The organism is Tateyamaria omphalii (assembly GCF_014651375.1).
GTDB lineage: Bacteria > Pseudomonadota > Alphaproteobacteria > Rhodobacterales > Rhodobacteraceae > Tateyamaria > Tateyamaria omphalii.
Genome location: NZ_BMWT01000004.1, coordinates 83,006 through 100,848 on the forward strand (window position 1 = coordinate 83,006; position 17,843 = coordinate 100,848).

The window sequence follows — 17,843 nt, forward strand, 5'->3', positions numbered from 1 at the left end:
ACCCCCGGAAAGACTTGCGTGTCCGAACAAGAAATTGAAATCCGTGTGTTGCCCAGCCTGTCCGCCGTTTTAGAAACGGATTGGGACGCCTGCGCCTGCCCCGAGGCTGCAAATGGTGGCCGGCCTAATGATCCCTTCACCACGTACCGCTTTCTAAAGGCGCTGGAAGACAGCAACTCGGTCGGACCCGGCACCGGTTGGCAACCGCAATACCTGCAGGCGATGGCGGCGGGGCAGACCATCGGCTTTGCACCGATGTACGCCAAAAGCCACAGCCAGGGCGAATACATCTTTGATCACAACTGGGCCCACGCGTTCGAACGAGCGGGGGGACGGTACTACCCGAAACTGCAAATCGCGGTGCCTCACACACCGGCCACCGGTCGGCGGTTCCTGACACATCCGGATTTTCCTGAACTTGGGATGCGGGGACTGATCTCTGGCGCGGTGCAGCTTGGTGAAAACAACAAACTCAGTTCACTGCATGTCACCTTCTGTACAGAAGCAGAACGGGACTTCGGCGCTGATCTGGGCCTGATGGCCCGGACCACGCAGCAGTTTCACTGGCTGAACGACGGGTATGAGACGTTTGATGACTTCCTCGCCTCACTCTCCAGCCGCAAGCGCAAGAACATCCGCAAGGAACGGCAGCGCGCTCAGGATTTCGGCGGCACCATCCACGTGCTCACGGGCGATGATCTGAGGCCTGAGCATTGGGATGCGTTCTGGATTTTTTATCAGGACACTGGCGCGCGCAAATGGGGCACGCCCTATCTGACCCGCCGCTTTTTTGACATCGCGCACGAGACTTTGGCTGATGACTTGGCATTGGTTCTTGCCGAACGAGATGGGCGCTACGTGGCGGGTGCGTTGAATTTTTTCGGCGCGGAAACGCTCTTTGGCCGCTACTGGGGATGTATCGAGCATCACCCCTGCCTACATTTTGAACTGTGCTACTATCAGGCCATCGACATCGCCATACAACACGGGTTGGCCCGGGTCGAGGCGGGGGCACAGGGGGAACACAAGCTGGCGCGTGGCTATCTGCCGACGCAGACCCACAGCCTGCATTGGTTGGGTGATCCGGGATTTGCCGACGCGGTTGCCCGCTACCTCGAAGCCGAACGTGAGGCGGTGGAAGAGGAGATCGAAATCCTCACGGATTACGGGCCTTTCAAGAAGGTTCAGATCGAGGAACAGGAATGATGGAAAAGCTGAGTGAGGAGACGCGGACCACGCTGCTGGATCCGCTGCTTGCCACCGGGTGGGCTGTGACCGACGGGCGCGATGCGATCCACAAGACCTTTGAGTTTGCCGACTTCGTGGATGCTTTTGCATGGATGACCCGCGCGGCCATCTGGGCGGAAAAGTGGGATCACCACCCCGAGTGGTTCAATGTCTACAAGCGGGTGGAAGTGACGCTTACGACGCATGACGTGGGTGGGCTGAGCCCGCTGGATGTGAAACTGGCTCGCAAGTTGGACAGCTTGGCCGAATAAGGCGGGCCGCGTGGACGTGATCCAAATGAAAAAGGCCCCCGGATCGGGGGCCTTTTACGTCATATTGATTTGGCGCGGGTTCAGATCGCTTCCAGCAGGGCCTCACCACCGGACACGTCGCAGACGCCGGGGTTTTCTTCTTCCTGCAGCACGATCACTTTGCCGTCTTCGACGACCATCGCGTAGCGTGTCGAACGATCATAGAGGCCCACGGGCGGGGCTGTGAACGCACGGCCCATGGCCTTGGTAAAGGTCGCATCCGGATCACCCAGCATCGTGATGCCCGCCTTGGTGGCACCTGTTGCCTCGCCCCAGGCGCCCATGACGAAGGGGTCGTTGACAGAGACACAGATCACCTCGTCCACGCCCTTGCTGTCGAAACCATCCTTGGTTCGGATAAAGCTGGGCACATGGGCGGTGCTGCAGGTGCCGGTATAGGCACCGGGGAGGGCAAAGATCACAACTTTGCGGCCCTTGGTCTTGTCGCTCAATTGCACCTGTTCGGGGCCTTCTGCACCCAGGTGAACAAGTGTCGCATCGGGCAGCGTGTCGCCTACAGAAATTGCCATTGTTTGCGCCTTTCTTGGAATTGCGTCTGTCTTCTTCTGCGATATAGGCTGCACTACGGCAAAGGGCGAGGGTAAAGGTGAATCACATGAGCCATGTTGTGGTGATCGGAGCAGGGCAGGCGGGGTCGTCTTGCGTTGCCAAACTGCGCAATGGCGGGTTCGAAGGGCGCGTGACGCTGATCGGGTCGGAGCCTGCGTTGCCCTACCAGCGCCCGCCGTTGTCCAAGGCCTATCTTCTGGGTGATATGCCGCTGGAGCGGATGTTCCTGCGGCCTGACAGCTTTTACACCGACAACACTATTGATGTGCGGACCGGGCAGACCGTGACGGCCATTGATACCGCATCCCAGACAGTCACGGTTGGGGACGAGGTTTTGGAATACACCGACCTTGTGCTGACCACCGGGTCCGCTCCGCGCCGTTTGCCTGCTGCCATAGGTGGTGATCTGGACGGTGTCTTCACCGTGCGCGATCTTGCAGACGTGGACATGATGGCGCCGTGGTGCAAGTCGGGCAAGACGGCACTGATCGTTGGCGGCGGCTATATCGGGCTTGAGGCGGCGGCGGTGTGCTGCAAGCTTGGCCTGAACGTGGTTCTTGTTGAAATGGCGGATCGCATCCTGCAGCGGGTCGCCGCGGCGGAAACCAGTAACTACTTCCGCGACTTGCACCAGAGCCATGGCGTGGATTTGCGCGAAGGGGTGGGCCTGACGCGGCTGATCGGAGACGGGACGGTTTCTGGGGCAGAGTTGACGGACGGCACGACACTGGACGTGGATGTTGTGATTGTAGGCGTTGGTATTTCGCCGGGCACCGAACTGGCAGAAGCCGCCGGGATCACAATCGACAACGGCATCGCCACGGATGCCCAGGGCCGCACTTCTGCGCCCCATGTCTGGGCCGCGGGCGATTGCGCATCCTTCCCCTATCGCGGCGACCGCATACGGCTGGAAAGTGTCCCGAACGCCATTGATCAGGCCGAATGCGTGGCGGAAAATATCATGGGAGCGGAAAAGGACTATGTCGCCCGTCCGTGGTTCTGGTCTGATCAGTATGATGTGAAACTGCAGATCGCCGGGCTGAACACCGGCTACGACCGGGTCGTGACGCGGGATGGCGGGGTGGCCAAGTCCTTCTGGTACTACGCGGGTGACAGGCTGCTGGCTGTGGACGCGGCCAATGACCCGCGGGCCTACATGATCGGCAAACGGCTGATCGAGGCAGGCAAGTCGGCAGACCCGGCGGTGGTCGCAGACCCCGGTGGCGACCTCAAGGCGCTCTTGAAGTGAGGATCATTGCGGGTCGCTGGCGTGGCGTGCCTCTGGCGACCGTGGGCAAGGGCGATCCGGGCGCGCATCTGCGTCCAACGCCCGACCGTGTGCGCGAAAGCCTCTTTTCCATGCTGACCCATCGCGGGGTGATTGAAGGGGCGCATGTGCTGGACCTGTTTGCCGGGACGGGTGCCTTGGGGTTCGAGGCGCTGTCACGGGGGGGTAAGGCAGCGGTGTTCGTGGAAAACGGCCGGGTTGGACAAAAGCTGATCACACAGAACATCCAGAAGCTGGAGGCAGGCGAGCAGGCGCAGCTGATGCGCAGCGATGCGACGCAGGCCATGGCGTGGGCGGGCGCGCCGTTCGATCTGGTCTTTCTCGACCCGCCATATGGCAAAGGGATGGGAGAGAAGGCGTTGAATGTGGTTCGGGACTGGTGCGCGCCCGAGGCCGTGATCGTGTGGGAAGAAAGCGCTCCGATGATGGCGCCTGACGGTTACGAGGTGCTGGACCAACGGCGGTTCGGCGGCACACACGTCACGCTGCTTGAGAGGCTGTAAGGCGGAGGTGCCCTCCGCCCGGCGCACCACAGGTGCGCCTTACAGGTTTTCCTCAGCGCGTCATGCAGATGTATTTCAGGTGCAGCAAGCTGCCCCTTACAGGACTGGTAAGGCGGACGTGTCGTCCGCCCCGCCCTTAGCCATATGTCGGGTGAAAGGTCCCTGCAGGCGACAGGGTAAAGATCTCAACCCCATCCTCGGTCACGCCCACCGAATGCTCGAACTGGGCTGACAAGGACTTGTCGCGCGTCACGGCGGTCCAATCGTCAGACAGCGTTTTGGTCTCCGGACGGCCAAGGTTCACCATCGGTTCAATGGTAAAGAACATCCCGGGCTCAAGCACGGCACCAGTGCCTGGACGGCCATAGTGCAAAACATTAGGGGGCGCATGGAACACGCGGCCCAGCCCGTGCCCGCAGAAATCGCGCACGACGGACATGCGATGGCTTTCGACAAAGCTCTGGATGGCATAGCCAATGTCGCCAAACGTATTGCCGGGCTTCACCGCTTCAATCCCACGCATCAGGCTGTCATGGGTCACTTCGATCAGACGCTCGGCCTTGCGGGGCAGTTTGCCAGCTACGAACATGCGGCTCGTGTCGCCGTACCAGCCATCAACAATGACCGTGACATCGATGTTCAGGATGTCGCCATCCTTCAGAACCTTGTCGCCGGGAATGCCGTGGCAGACAACATGGTTCACACTGATGCAGCTGGCGTGCTGATACCCCTTGTAACCAATGGTGGCCGAGGTCGCGCCAGCCGCCTCGACCATGTCGGTGATGACCTTGTCGATCGCACCCGTCGTCTGGCCCGGAAACACGTGGGCCGACATCGCGTCCAGAATCTCGGCCGCAAGCCGACCTGCCGCGTGCATCCCGGCAAAGTCCGAAGGGTCATAGATGCGTATACCGTCCTTGGTCAGACGGCCACGAGTATCACGGTCCAAAGTGCGCTCCATAAGCGTTCATCTGTCAAACATACTGCACTGCGGCAATAAGGGCCAGTGGGTCAGATGACCACGGCCAACGGCGCACCCACCTGTACGCCCGCGGGCGTAATATGGGAGCTGAGACATAGGGTTTCCACCCCCGCCCCGGACGAGGCCGCATACGCAGCAGCATATCCCGGATCGATGTCGCTGGCGAGGGCGAAGCGATCACAATCGGTGCGCTGCACCAGGTACAGCATCACCGCCCGATGCCCTGCGCCCACCATGCGGGACAGTTCCTGCAAGTGCTTCGCCCCACGGGCGGTGACGGAATCGGGGAACTCCGCCAGACCGTTCTGACGGGACAGGGTCACAGATTTCACCTCGACATAGGCGTCCGGCAGCCCGTCGCCTTGCAGTAGAAAGTCGATCCGGCTGCCCTCGCCATATTTTTGTTCGGGTCGCACGGTCGTGTAGCCCTCAAAACCAGGCACCTCGCGTGCCTCAAAGGCAGCGCGCAGGGCTTTGTTCGGCACAGAGGTATCCACGCCTGTGAAATGCCCGCCTTCATGCTCAACCAGCCGCCAGCCGAATTTCAGCTTCTTCTTGGGATCGTCATTGGGCTCCAACCAGATCCGCAAGCCCGGATCCGCCAGCCCCATCATCGACCCGGGATTGGCGCAATGGGCCACCACCTCGCGCCCATCCTCCAACCGGCAATCGGCCAGAAAGCGTTTGTAGCGGCGGATCAGCGTGGCGGGCACAAGTTCGGTTTGAAAGCGCATGGGGGCAGGCCTATACCGTGATTGGCCCCTCAACAAGACGGGGCAAGAAGGAAGCACAAGATGCCGAACCCCACCGCCGCCATGCTGGTGATCGGAGACGAGATTCTCTCGGGCCGCACCCGCGATGCCAACATGCACCATCTTGCGGGCCAACTGACCGAACACGGCATCGACCTGAAAGAGGTGCGCGTTGTCAGTGATGACAAGCATGCGATTGTTGCAGCCGTCCGTGCTTTGTCAGACGCATACGACACCGTTTTCACCTCGGGGGGCATCGGCCCCACCCATGATGACATCACGGCTGACTGCATCGCGGCGGCTTTTGACACGCATATCGACATACGTGATGACGCCCGTGCCATTCTGGCCGAACACTATGCAAAATCCGGGACTGAATTGAATGCCGCGCGCCTGCGCATGGCACGCATCCCGGATGGGGCTGCCCTGATCGACAATCCGGTCTCGGCCGCGCCAGGTTTCACGATCCAGAACGTTCACGTCATGGCGGGTGTGCCATCGGTGTTTCAGGCAATGGTCGCCTCTGTCCTGCCGACCTTGACGGGTGGCGCGCCACTCATCTCGAAAACCCTGCGGATCGAGCGGGGCGAGGGTGATATCGCGGGTCCCTTGGGTGAATTGGCCGCAGCCCACCCTGATCTCAGCATCGGCTCATACCCGTTCATCCAGAACGGGCGCTTTGGGGCCAATGTTGTCATTCGCGGTACGGATGGGGCCGAAGTGGACGCGGCGCTCAGCGCGTTGTCGGATCACTTTCCGGCATGACTGACGGGGCTGCGTTTTACGCTGCCATAGATGGCACATGGCCTGCAGCAAAGGTCACACGCGTCGGCCCGTGGGCCATCCGCGACGGGCAAGGCGGTGGAAAACGGGTTTCGGCGGCAACGGCTGAGGGGGCGGCGCTGGTTTCAGACCTTGGCGCCGCAGAGGCGGCGATGCGGGACATCGGGCAGACACCGCTTTTTATGGTCCGACAGGGCGAAGACGCGCTTGATCACCTGCTCGACGCCCAAGGCTACACCATTGTTGACCCCACGAACGGCTACATTGCACCCGTTGCGACGCTGACCGACATCCCGATCCCGCGCGTCACCGCCTTCTCCATCTGGGAACCTCTGGCAATCATGGAAGATATCTGGGCCGCAGGGGGCATCGGACCTGCGCGCCTTGCCGTGATGCACCGGGCCAAGGTGAAAACGGCCATCCTCGCCCGGCACAAGGACAAGCCAGCAGGCACCGCCTTTGCCGCAATCCACGATGGCATCGCCATGGTGCACGCGGTCGAAGTGCTGGCCCACCAGCGCCGACAGGGCGTCGCGCAATGGATCATGCGGCGCGCGGCGTTCTGGGCGGCGGAAAACGGCGCAGATCAGATCGCTGTGCTGACCACAGCGGCGAATGGTCCCGCCAATGCGCTTTATCGGGGGTTGGGGTTCCGACAGGTCTGTGGCTATCATTACCGCACAGCGCCGGAGACCACATGACAGACCAGCCCACCGCCCTCGACCTTCCCATGGTCGATCCACTGCCCGAGGCCACGCAAAAGTATTTCGATGTGTGCATGGACAAGCTGGGCATGGTCCCGAACGTGCTGAAAGCGCATGCGTTTGATATCGACAAGCTGAACGCCTTTACCGCGCTCTACAACGACCTGATGCTGGCCGATAGCGGGCTGAGCAAGCTGGAGCGCGAGATGGTGGCCGTCGTCGTCAGCGCCACGAACCGCTGCTACTACTGCCTGACGGCCCATGGGGCTGCGGTGCGCCAACTGTCAGGAAACCCGGAATTGGGCGAGCAACTGGTGATGAACTGGCGCGTGGCGGATGTGACACCGCGCCAAAGGGCGATGCTGATCTTTGCCGAGAAGGTCACGCTCGCCTCTGCCCAAGTCGAGGAAGATGACCGGCAAGCTCTGCGAGACCATGGCCTGACCGACCGCGACATCTGGGACCTGATCAATGTGGCTGCGTTTTTCAACATGTCGAACCGGGTCGCCAGCGCCACGGCCATGATGCCCAACCCTGAATACCACGCACAGGCGCGTTGACGATGCGGGGCTGGCTCACTGCTGTTGGATGCGCGCTTGCAGGACCAGCACTGGCCCTGCAACTGGAATTGCCCTCGAACGCCCGCCAGACGGCGGCACGCGACAGCGTGCTCGATCGCGTGTCTGTTGCCACCGGACCCTATGAAGATGGGCAGGTGGCGGCAGAGCGCATTGATGGGCCCGTGCAGCGGCGCAGCTACCGCATTCCATCTCCCGGCCTGACGCCTCTGCAAATCCTGGCTCCTCTGCGCGCGCAGCTTGCAGATGCGGGGTACGACACCTTGCTCGACTGCGACGCCGACGCGTGCGGCGGCTTTGACTTCCGCTTTGCCATCGACGTGCTGCCTGCCCCGAACATGTATGTGAATGTGCGGGCCTACCATTTTCTCAGCACGCGGCATCCGGACACCGGTGACGCAATCTGGGTGCTGACCAGCACCGCCCCCGACGCGGGCTACCTCCAGGTGGTGCAGGTCGGCGCGCAAGAAACGGCTATACCATCAACCCCATCCCCAACTGCGGATGTTCCCACAACATCGACCACCGATCTGGGGCAATCGCTGCTTGCATCGGGGTCGGCCATTCTGCGCAGCCTTGATTTTGCGACGGGCACCACGAACCTTGGTGAGGGTCCGGCGCCCGAACTCGAACAAATCGCCCAGCTCATGGAAAACCGTCCCAACCTGCGGATTGCAATCGTCGGTCACACGGATTCGGTGGGTGGGCTTGAGGCGAACATCGCTGTGTCCCGCGCGCGTGCCAATGCTGTGCGGAACCGGTTGGTTGAACGCTATGACGTCTCGCCGAACCGGATCGAATCCGGGGGTATGGGCTACTTGTCGCCCGTGGCAAGCAACCTGACGGCGCAGGGCCGCGAAGCGAACAGACGTGTGGAAGTCATCGTCTTGGAAGAAACGTCAAACTAGGCTTCGACCCAACGGATGCGCTGGGATGGGCCTGACCGTTCAGATGCGTGCGGTTCTGGACATCCTTTTCAAACATGGCGATTTGAAAGTCCCCGAGATTGCGGCCAAGGCGCGAGAAACAGCGCCGCCCGCTCTCGGGCAGCAGCATGCGTTTCCGACGGTTAAGATCGGCTGAATCCAGCGTGCGTGGACCAAGCGGTTGATCCCGCTTGGCTTTCATACTTCTGTTAATTTTCAATGATCTGATCGAACAGCTTGTCCCCGCGGGGACAAATCAACCCACCAGCTCTCCGGCAAGCCCTTTTTCGATCAGTGCAATGGTTTCCTGCACGCCGTAAAGGGCAATGAAACCACCAAATCGCGGCCCCTGAGACGCACCCAAAAGCACTTCGTAAAGTGCTGTGAACCATCCCCTCAGCGGGTCGAACCTGTCGCGGCCGACAGCATAGACAACCGACTGCAATGCCTCGTCTTCGATCGGCCCGTCATAGTTTTCCAATTCGGCCTTTAGCGCTTCCAGCGCCTCGCGCTCTTGGTCGGTCGGCAGGCGATAAACCTTGGCCGGTTTCACGAAGTCATTGTAGTAGCGCACCGCGTGCCCGACGGCCTTGTCCATGCCGGGATGCGTCTCGGGGCCAGTCTCGGGCGCATAGCGGCGGATGAAGCCCCACAGCTTGTCCTTGTCCTCGGCCTGGCTGACGGATGCGAGGTTCAGCAGCATGGCAAAGGGCACGACCATATCGCTTTCCGGCACGTTGCCGGAATGGATGTGCCATACTGGGTTGGCCGCCTTGCCCTTGTCGTCCTGTCCCGGGTAAGCGCGCAATTGCTGGTGATATTCATCGACAGCCTTGGGGATGACATCAAAGAACATGCGCTTTGCCGTCTTGGGCTTCTGGTACATGAAGTACGACAGCGACTCGGTCGAGGCATAGGTCAACCACTCGTCGATGCTGACCCCGTTGCCCGACGACTTCGAGATCTTCTGCCCCTGATCGTCCAGGAACAGTTCATAGCTGAAGTGGTTCGGCGGGCGCGCACCCAAGGTCCGACAGATCGCATCATAGATCTTTTCGTTGGTGGCGTGTTCCTTGCCATACATCTCGAAATCGACGCCCAAGGCCGCCCAGCGTGCGCCGAAGTCCGGCTTCCACTGCAGTTTTACGTTGCCGCCTGTAACGGGCAGGGTCCACTCCTTGCCGGTCTCGTCGTCAAAGGTGACCGTACCGTTCACCGCGTCCACATGCTTCATCGGCACATACATAACCCGGCGGCTTTCCGGATGCAGCGGCAGGAAAATGGAGTAGCTGGCCGCACGTTCTTCGCGTAGCGACTTCAGCATGATCTTCATCAGATCATCGTATTTCTCAGCACAGCGCAGCAGGATTTCGTCAAACTGGCCCGAGGCATAGAACTCGCGGGCCGAATAGAATTCGTAGTCGAACCCGAACGTATCCAGAAACCGGCGCAGCATGGCGTTGTTGTGATGGCCAAAGCTTTCATGCGTTCCAAAGGGGTCCGGCACATCTGTCAGCGGGCGCTGCAGATGCTGTTCCAGCACCTCCGGGTTCGGCACGTTGCCCGGCACCTTGCGCATCCCGTCAAGATCGTCCGAGAAACAGATCAGCTTGGTCGGGATGTCCGAGATCGCCTCGAAGGCGCGACGCACCATCGTGGTGCGGGCCACCTCGCCAAAGGTGCCGATATGGGGCAGGCCCGAGGGGCCATAGCCGGTCTCGAACAGCACGTATCCCTTTTCCGGCGGCGCCTTTTCATAGCGTTTGAGCAAGCGGCGCGCCTCTTCGAACGGCCAGGCTTTGCTGCTCATCGCGGCGTCACGGAAACTCGACATCTCATATGATCCCATGTGGCGGGCCTGCGCCCTATGCGCGGCCCTGGCTGACTGTCCCCGCAGGGACAATCCCGCCGCTACCTATTGCGGGCCGCCCCAGCCGTCAATATTGAGGGACAAAGCACCAAGAAAGGACACCAGATCATGGCCGCTTCACAACTCTCCCTCACGGCGCAGGATGCACTGGTCGCCATGATGATCGCCGTGTCCGCGTCGGATGAAGACATTCGCACCGCCGAACTGGTCAAGATCAACACGGCCGTGAACAACCTGCCTGTGTTTGCGGGCTACGACCTCGACCGGTTGAACCGCATGGCGCAGATGGTGTTTGACCTGTTTGAACAGGAAGACGGGCTTGATGCCCTCTTTGGCCTTGTGCGGGAGGCGTTGCCGGATCGCTTGTTCGAAACGGCCTATGCCCTTGCCTGTGACGTCGCTGCTGCCGATGGAACTTTGGATGAGGCAGAGCTGCGTCTACTGGAAGAGATGCGGTACGAGCTGAACATCGACCGCCTGCATGCCGCCGCCATTGAGCGTGGTGCACGTGCTCGGCATTTGACGCTGTAGTCCCGTCCCCAAGACATCCCGCCATTTGGGCATCCCGGTCCCGGCATCAATGCGGCGGACAGCAATGGTTCCGAGCAGCGTATGTGCTGCCTATTTCGCTCGGCGTTTTGGCACGGCATTTCCACCTCTGGCGGATTTTGCTGCCGCCGCCCGTGCACGGTTTTTCTTGCTGCTGGGTTTCCCCTTCGGAGGAGGTGGGCCTTTGGGAGTGCCACTGCGCGGTTTGAAACCGCTGTCTTTGCGGGTCTTCTTGCCAGTTTCCGCTGAACCTTTGTCGGCTGATGCATCGGGGCCGCGACGGCGCGCCGGTCCGTGCACGGAAGTGTCTGGGCCGTCGACCTTGGACTGCCTGTTGGCCGGTTTTGCGGTTTTGCGATCTTCTGGCTTGGGCTTGCGACGACGCGGGGCGGGGGCATCATTCCAATCTATTGGCGCGGCGCTGTTTTTGGATGGTTTGTTTTTGAAGGAACGGTTGGATTTGGGCCGTTCAAAGGCGGGCAGGTCCGGCGCTTTGTCGAGACGTACAACCTCCTTGGTTCCTTCAATCTTCATCTCGGGACCGATGGCCGCCAAGAAACCTGCAGCGCTGGTGTCGCGAATCTCGACATAGGATACGTCATCGGCAAGTCGGATTGCGCCGATGTCATCCTTCGTGATGTCGCCTGCCTTGCACAACATGGGCAGCAAATGGCGCGGCGATGCATTCTGATTGCGCCCTTCAGAGATCGAGAACCAGACGCTTGGTCCAAAAGCAGCGCGGGGTTTCGGCGCTTCGGCGTTTACCATTCCCAACTCTTCCGGTGCGGAATGGCGGGTTTTGTATTGGCGCAGATACGCGGCGGCGATCTGCTCGGGCGTAAATTGTGCAACAAGTTGATCGACCGATGCGCGTTCGCTGTCGACGATCTCGGTTTGCCAGTCATCGCTTGCAAACATGCGAGTCGTATCGCGCTCTGTCACGTCTTCAGCAGATGGGGCACCGACCCATTCTGCGGTCAACTTCGCAAGCTTCAGGATCCGCTCCGCCTTCTTGCGCGACGATGGCACCACGATCAGCGCGCTGACCCCTTTGCGGCCTGCGCGCCCGGTGCGGCCCGAGCGGTGCAGAAGGGTTTCGTGGGTTTTTGGCAATTCTGCGTGGATCACCAGATCGAGATTTGGCAAATCGATCCCGCGCGCGGCGACATCGGTGGCGACGCATACGCGGGCGCGCCCATCTCGCATCGCCTGCAAGGCGTTTGAACGTTCGCCCTGGCTCAGTTCTCCCGACAGGGCAACAACCGGGAATCCACGGTTGGACAGTCGCGCCGTCAACCGTGCGACCATGGCACGCGTGTTGCAAAAAACGATTGCGTTCGGCGCTTCGTAATAGCGCAACACGTTGATGATCGCGTTCTCGCCGTCCCGCGGTGCCACCATCATGGCGCGGTATTCGATGTCGGCATGCTGGGTCCGCTCACCCACCGTGCTGATCCGTTCCGCATCCCGCTGATACCGCGTGGCGAGATTGGCAATTGCGCGCGGAACGGTGGCGGAAAACAGCAGGGTTTGGCGCTCTGCCGGGGTTTCGTCCAGAATGAATTCCAGATCCTCGCGAAAACCGAGATCCAGCATTTCATCTGCTTCGTCGAGCACCACGGCGCGGATCGCCGAAAGATCGATCGAGCCGCGCATGATATGATCGCGCAACCGTCCGGGTGTTGCCACAACGATATGCGCACCCCGGGCCAGTGCCCGACGTTCGTCCCTCATATCCATGCCGCCAACGCAAGAGGTGAGGAACGCACCTGCATCCGCATAGAGCCAACCCAGTTCCCGTTTCACCTGCAACGCAAGTTCCCTTGTCGGGGCGATCACCAGCGCCAATGGCGCACCGGAAGGGCCAAAGGTGTCTTCTGTTCCCAGCAGTTGGGGGGCAATGGCAAGGCCAAACCCGATGGTTTTGCCCGACCCGGTCTGCGCTGACACCAGCAGATCGCGCCCCGCCAGTTCGAGTTGCGTGACGGCCTGTTGGACCGGTGTAAGCGTGTCGTAGCCCTTGCGGGCAAGCGCGTCGGCGATGGTGTGTTTCACGGCGGTTTTTTCTGTATCTCGGCCCGGCAATGCGGCGGCTGCGGAATTGCAGCCCCTGTATCTGCCAAGGGTAAAGACCGCCCCTTATCGGGTGTCCGATGCATTGTATAGACGGACAACCCCGATTGTAGCGGATTGGCCGTGTGCGCCGGTGTCGCATACCCCCGGCCCAAGTCGCGGGGCCGGGGGTGATTTAGAAACGTCTTGTGGTTCCTAGGTCCACGCGCCGACGGTCACTGCGACCGTGCCCGACCCGATATTGTACGTGGTTTTCGAGGGCACCTGCCCACCGGAATAGGCACCGATCGGGGTTTCATCCATGGAAAATCCGTATGCCGCACCGCCCAGCATGATCGGATCCGTGCCTTTCGTCCGGTAGTCGTCGCCATTGACGTCGCTGCAATGCAGGAATTTTGCATAGAGGTGGCTGGGGGCAGAGCTGCCGTACCACCTTGATGGATCATTCCAGAATGTGGTGCTGTATTCCGGGTCTTCCGGAAGGAAATCGTCGGAGAATGTGCCGTCCAGCACCACTCCGCGGCAGATGGCTTCCCAAATGGTATCCTGGACCAGCATTGCTTCGCTTTCGCCAACGATGCCGGGTGTCAACGTGTCGGTGAAGGCCTGTTGGAACACGTATTGCGCGCCTTGCAAGTCGTTGGGGTTGTTGACCGGGTCAGCACCCAAGGGGTTGTAGAAATAGTAGGTTTTGTCACCGGCGGAGTTGGTCAATTTGTAGGCCAGCATGTCGGTGCCCGTGTTCGGGTTGGTGTGCGTGATGCAATAGCCCGAGTAAACGTTGTGGGGGGCGCTTGCGACAGGAATGCTGATGGCCAGTTTGTTGCCCTCGGTAAAGAAGGCCTGAAGGGTTTGGGTCCAATAGCTCTGCAACCCGCTGGTGGTTGTATTCGCATAGTTCCCGGTGCTGGCGGCCAGAAAGTCGTTGGGATCGGCGATGGCAAAGAACTGGTTGTCTACCATGGGCGGTGTGTACGTGCTGTTTGGCATGGGGCCATCATACAGCAGATCAGAAAATGATGCGGCGCCGGGAATACCGGTTTGATTGGCCAGAAACGCGGTGAACGCCTGTCCGACCTGTTGTCTTGTGACGCCGCTTTGTACGCCATAGCTTTGTGCCGGATTGCCGCCATTTGCAGGGACGGAGAAGCGCAGGTTCAGCCCAAAGCCATTGACCGCTGACAGGTCAAAGGCGGCATTCATTCCAAACTCGAAGACATCATAAGGGCCTTCGGGGGCAACGCCGGGGGCCGGAAGGTACGGGTATTGCGTGTACATAAGGACGTCATCGTACACACCATTGTTGTCGATCAGGTTCAGTGCGGCCGGTGCCGTTGGGCAAGCTGTGAACAGCAGCCGATCATTGCCGTTGGTGCTTTCGTTCAGCACAACCGAAGCGATACTGGAAACCTCGTAGAAAGACAGCGTTGTAGCGCCGGACGCGAGCGGACCGAAAGTGCCATCGCTGCCGAGCACCTTGAACCCTGTGCTGCCGCCATTGATCCAGCCCGCAACATAAACAGCACCTGTTGGCGCTGTGAGACCGGACTCGTCAGTAAGGGTGATTGTGATGGTTGACATGTAAACCTCAGAACTTGTTACCAAAGGTGCCTGGAAACGGCACCGTACAAGGATGGATCACACCGGCGGCTCGTCTGTCAACCTGAAGTTGATTTTTCTTTGTAAAAGTAGATCAATGGGCGTCGTCGGCGCGGGTCACCTTGTGCTGGCGGGTCTGTCGCATGTTCATGTCGGGTGCTTGGGCGAATGCAGTGTCCTTCCCTGCTGAGCGGGGCGACATCCAAGATACGAATGGCCAACTGGGCTGTATTCAAACCGACGATTGGACACGACCTTTGGCCCTCACAACACTTTCGAAAATGACCCGCCGTACTTTCACCAATACAGGTTTGGCGGCGATGGCAGCGCCCGCTTGCGGCCTATCGCGTGAGCAACAGCCGGCGCGCAGCGTTCCCGGTTACCAGATTGCGGACATAAATGGTGGGCGTTTGACAACGGGTTACGGCGGCATGGCAACATCACAAGCACCCGTGGACAACGACACGCTGTTTCAGGTTGCTTCCTGTGCCAAAACCGTGACTGCGTTGGCCGTTATGACACTGGTCCGAGATGGACGTATCGACCTTGATCTGCCGGTTAACAGATATCTTGAGCGCTGGCAGCTGGCGGGACCTCGGGGTGAAACTGCAACTGCCGCGGATTTGATGTCCCATACTGCGGGAACGACAGTTCATGGATTTGCAGGATATGGGCCGGATGAAGACATCCCCGACCTGATGGACATCCTGTCGGGCCGTGCCCCAGCCAATTCCGCGGCTGTGCGGACACGACAGCGGCTGTTTCGCCGGTTCAGATACAGCGGAGGGGGCACGACTGTCTTGCAGGCTCTGATCGAGGACGTGACGGGAATCGGATTTGCAAACTACACACTGTTTGAGGTGTTGGAGCCGATCGGCGCTGGCCGCGCAACGTTCGCGATAACGCCGGATGCCGCGTTTGCTCATGGATCGTTTGAAGATGGTCAACCGGTACCGGGTGGGTTCATGCGGCATCCCGAAAGCGCTGCTGCGGGCCTTTGGGCGACGGCTATTGATCTCGTCAAGGTTCTGGGGGCCATCACATGTTCCCTGCGTGATGAATGCAATGCGATCCTGCCTTCGGGACTCGCGCGCCGCATGGTGACGCCGGTCAGCGGACAATCTGCGCTGGGCGTATTTGTCGGTGAGGATGCTAGCATTTTCCATGATGGTCGCAATTTCGGGTTCGATTCCACCATGGCCGCGGACCTGCGCACCGGACGGATCAAGGCCGCGGTCACCAACCGAAATGGAGCCGTCGGGCGTATGTCGGAAGCGCTGATTGCGGACTGACTATGCTTGGCACCGCCCGTCCCCACAAATGTCTGTCCGGTGTGATCGGCACACCATGCGTCGCGCGGCATGATGTGAACCCGGGTTCCACGCGTTTGCGCTGTGACTGTCCTTTTCGACAGGGACGGACAGATTTTGCTGCCAAGGACAGGTTCACACACTGGCCTCCGCACCCGTTTTGAGACAGGGTGCGGGATGGATCAGATGTTCATAGAAATGGTTTCCACGGCCACCATTGCCATCGCGTTGTTTGGCGTTGCATTTTCTCTTTTGCAGAAAAAACACCGAAACGTGCACAGGAGTTTTGCGGCTTTTCTGGTGGCGGTTGCGGTGGCCAATGTCCCGGATGCCTTCGATCGCCTGATGTCGGAGATGCCGAGGGACAGATTTCAACTGCTCATGTCGTTTCTGTGGGTGACCAGTGGGCTGTGCCTTGCACCGTTGTTCTGGAGCTACGTCTGCGCGTTGACATCCGAGACTCAGCGGTGCCCGCCCCGTCTGCATCGCCACTTTGCATTGGCTGCTCTGGCTGCTTTGGTTGGTTTGATTGTCGTGGTGTTGCCGCCAGAGATGGTGGCATTTTTCATTGAGGATAATCCAGCACCCGTGTCCGGTTGGATGCTTGCCTTGGTTCTTCCGGTGGCCGTGATCCTGATCTTGGTCCAGGTGGCAGTGTATCCACAAATGGCTATCTACTTGTTCCTGATTGTGCGCCGTATGATGCGGTATCGTCTGGTGCTGCGCGATTACTACGCTAGCACCGAGGAACACGAACTGCGTTGGATCTATGTGATCGGCGCGTTGGGTTGGCTCTATTGGACGATCCAATCGCTTCTTTTTCTCTTTTTTGCGCTGGACCCTGATGCAAGCGAGATGTCGCCCACCTTTATTGTCATTGCGGGATTGGCCAGCCTGACATTGGTTGCGTCGATGACCCTTTGGGGGCTGAGGCAGCAACCGCCGTTGATACCCACGATCGGGGATGACGGGTCGCCAGGCACAGGCAACCCTGCCTCGCCCGATGAAAGCGGCCCGAAATATGAAAAGTCAGCGCTGAGTGCCGAGATGTCGTCCCGGATCGCGCGCAAACTGCGCGCTGCAATGGAACAGGATCATCTGCACCGCGATCCGAACCTGTCACTTTGGGCTTTGGCGCGCCATGTGGGGGCGTCGCCAAACTATGTCACGCAGACGCTGAGTGAGGTCATTGGAGAGAGCTTTTTTGACTTTGTGAACGGGTACCGCATCGCTGAGGCTCAGGCTTTGTTGTCTACGACAGATGACACCGTTCTGGCGATCACCTACGAAGTGGGGTTCAACGCGCGTTCGTCGTTTTACAATGCGTTCAAGCGCGTCACGGGCCAAACACCGACAAGCTATCGCAAAACACTGTCCGTCCCTGCTGAGATGGACGACGCATCAGGGCGGCTGCTCGATACCTGATCTCATCAAGACTGATCGGGAGACATCCTCAGCAACTTCGCCACTCACGGCTCAAGAAACCGGAAACGGTTACCCCGAAGCACCCTCACCTCGTGCAAGGGGCCAAGCGCAACATGCCGTGCTTGGCCCCTGAAGTGGTGAGGCATGACATGAACGAGAGAGTAACAGACATGAAACGATATCTATTTCTTGCCGCACTTGGTTTGAGTGCCTGCGAGTCGCCGGCAGAAATTGCGGCGCGCGAGCAGTTGGATGCGGCATGCCTCGATGGAAACCTGCAGGCATGCGCAGCCGTTCAGCAGCGTGTGGCCGCAGAAAACCAGGCCCTCGCCACCAGCGTTTCGGGCAATTGGTAGGATGAACCAGTGCGCGCAAGCCGGCGATACCTGAGCT

At 60.0% G+C, this 17,843-nt stretch carries 19 protein-coding genes; 13 read left to right on the forward strand and 6 right to left on the reverse strand.

The annotated features are described in order from the left end of the window. The first annotated feature begins 18 nt into the window (after positions 1-18). Together IE087_RS14455 and IE087_RS14460 are read left to right on the forward strand one after the other, a co-directional pair. Entirely contained in the window at positions 19-1,206 is a 1,188-nt protein-coding gene (locus IE087_RS14455) for a GNAT family N-acetyltransferase (protein ID WP_189370079.1), read from the forward strand. Next, entirely contained in the window at positions 1,203-1,499 is a 297-nt protein-coding gene (locus IE087_RS14460; protein ID WP_189370080.1) for a 4a-hydroxytetrahydrobiopterin dehydratase, read from the forward strand. The genes IE087_RS14455 and IE087_RS14460 overlap by 4 nt, the downstream gene beginning before the upstream one ends. Positions 1,500-1,579: 80 nt before the next feature. On the opposite strand, the gene IE087_RS14465 is transcribed toward IE087_RS14460, so the two are convergent. Next, positions 1,580-2,068 (reverse strand): peroxiredoxin, encoded by a 489-nt coding sequence (locus IE087_RS14465; protein WP_189370081.1) that lies wholly within the window; start codon positions 2,066-2,068, stop codon positions 1,580-1,582. A gap of 86 nt (positions 2,069-2,154) precedes the next feature. Here IE087_RS14465 and IE087_RS14470 point away from each other — a divergent pair, with 86 nt between their 5' ends. Then, on the forward strand, positions 2,155-3,357 hold the full coding sequence (locus IE087_RS14470; protein ID WP_189370082.1) for an NAD(P)/FAD-dependent oxidoreductase: 1,203 nt from the start codon (positions 2,155-2,157) through the stop codon (positions 3,355-3,357). After that, positions 3,354-3,899, forward strand: coding sequence for a 16S rRNA (guanine(966)-N(2))-methyltransferase RsmD (rsmD, locus tag IE087_RS14475; protein ID WP_189370083.1), 546 nt, complete (start codon positions 3,354-3,356; stop codon positions 3,897-3,899). The genes IE087_RS14470 and rsmD overlap by 4 nt, the downstream gene beginning before the upstream one ends. 136 nt (positions 3,900-4,035) lie before the next feature. Here rsmD and map read toward each other — a convergent pair whose 3' ends face one another. Together map and sfsA are read right to left on the reverse strand one after the other, a co-directional pair. Then, positions 4,036-4,860: a type I methionyl aminopeptidase gene (map, locus tag IE087_RS14480; RefSeq protein WP_189370084.1), complete on the reverse strand. Its 825-nt coding sequence runs from the start codon at positions 4,858-4,860 to the stop codon at positions 4,036-4,038. Between the two features lie 50 nt (positions 4,861-4,910). Beyond that, positions 4,911-5,615, reverse strand: coding sequence for a DNA/RNA nuclease SfsA (gene sfsA / locus IE087_RS14485; RefSeq protein ID WP_189370085.1), 705 nt, complete (start codon positions 5,613-5,615; stop codon positions 4,911-4,913). Positions 5,616-5,675: 60 nt separating this feature from the next. Between sfsA and IE087_RS14490 the strand changes: the two genes are divergently transcribed. The 5 genes from IE087_RS14490 to IE087_RS14510 are packed head-to-tail and all read left to right on the forward strand — an operon-like array spanning position 5,676 to position 8,781. Beyond that, the gene (locus IE087_RS14490) at positions 5,676-6,398 is read left to right on the forward strand and encodes a competence/damage-inducible protein A (protein WP_189370086.1); all 723 of its coding nucleotides are present in this window, start codon (positions 5,676-5,678) and stop codon (positions 6,396-6,398) included. Further along, positions 6,395-7,117 carry a GNAT family N-acetyltransferase gene (locus IE087_RS14495; RefSeq protein WP_189370087.1) on the forward strand — a complete coding sequence of 241 codons (723 nt, stop codon included), beginning with the start codon at positions 6,395-6,397 and terminating at the stop codon, positions 7,115-7,117. The genes IE087_RS14490 and IE087_RS14495 overlap by 4 nt, the downstream gene beginning before the upstream one ends. Continuing rightward, positions 7,114-7,680, forward strand: coding sequence for a peroxidase-related enzyme (locus IE087_RS14500; RefSeq protein WP_189370088.1), 567 nt, complete (start codon positions 7,114-7,116; stop codon positions 7,678-7,680). The genes IE087_RS14495 and IE087_RS14500 overlap by 4 nt, the downstream gene beginning before the upstream one ends. 2 nt (positions 7,681-7,682) lie before the next feature. Continuing rightward, positions 7,683-8,606 (forward strand): OmpA family protein, encoded by a 924-nt coding sequence (locus tag IE087_RS14505; protein ID WP_189370089.1) that lies wholly within the window; start codon positions 7,683-7,685, stop codon positions 8,604-8,606. Between the two features lie 25 nt (positions 8,607-8,631). Beyond that, complete coding sequence (locus IE087_RS14510) at positions 8,632-8,781, forward strand: hypothetical protein (protein WP_189370090.1); 150 nt, start codon at positions 8,632-8,634, stop codon at positions 8,779-8,781. Positions 8,782-8,880: 99 nt separating this feature from the next. Here the strand turns inward: IE087_RS14510 and IE087_RS14515 are convergent, their stop codons facing one another. Next, entirely contained in the window at positions 8,881-10,458 is a 1,578-nt protein-coding gene (locus tag IE087_RS14515; RefSeq protein WP_189370437.1) for a lysine--tRNA ligase, read from the reverse strand. Between the two features lie 144 nt (positions 10,459-10,602). On the opposite strand from IE087_RS14515, the gene IE087_RS14520 reads away from it, so the two are divergent. Next, entirely contained in the window at positions 10,603-11,025 is a 423-nt protein-coding gene (locus IE087_RS14520) for a tellurite resistance TerB family protein (RefSeq protein WP_189370091.1), read from the forward strand. A gap of 90 nt (positions 11,026-11,115) precedes the next feature. Here IE087_RS14520 and IE087_RS14525 read toward each other — a convergent pair whose 3' ends face one another. Together IE087_RS14525 and IE087_RS14530 are read right to left on the reverse strand one after the other, a co-directional pair. Continuing rightward, positions 11,116-13,098: a DEAD/DEAH box helicase gene (locus tag IE087_RS14525; protein ID WP_189370092.1), complete on the reverse strand. Its 1,983-nt coding sequence runs from the start codon at positions 13,096-13,098 to the stop codon at positions 11,116-11,118. A 213-nt stretch (positions 13,099-13,311) separates the two neighbouring features. Next, positions 13,312-14,697 (reverse strand): hypothetical protein, encoded by a 1,386-nt coding sequence (locus IE087_RS14530; RefSeq protein ID WP_189370093.1) that lies wholly within the window; start codon positions 14,695-14,697, stop codon positions 13,312-13,314. A gap of 299 nt (positions 14,698-14,996) precedes the next feature. Here IE087_RS14530 and IE087_RS14535 point away from each other — a divergent pair, with 299 nt between their 5' ends. From IE087_RS14535 to IE087_RS14545, 3 genes are all read left to right on the forward strand, one after another. Beyond that, a complete protein-coding gene (locus IE087_RS14535) occupies positions 14,997-16,007 on the forward strand; it encodes a serine hydrolase domain-containing protein (protein WP_189370094.1) in 1,011 nt (336 codons plus the stop codon). Positions 16,008-16,202: 195 nt separating this feature from the next. Beyond that, positions 16,203-17,450 (forward strand): helix-turn-helix domain-containing protein, encoded by a 1,248-nt coding sequence (locus IE087_RS14540; RefSeq protein WP_189370095.1) that lies wholly within the window; start codon positions 16,203-16,205, stop codon positions 17,448-17,450. 170 nt (positions 17,451-17,620) lie between these two features. Further along, complete coding sequence (locus tag IE087_RS14545) at positions 17,621-17,806, forward strand: hypothetical protein (RefSeq protein WP_189370096.1); 186 nt, start codon at positions 17,621-17,623, stop codon at positions 17,804-17,806. The last annotated feature ends 37 nt before the right edge of the window (positions 17,807-17,843 follow it).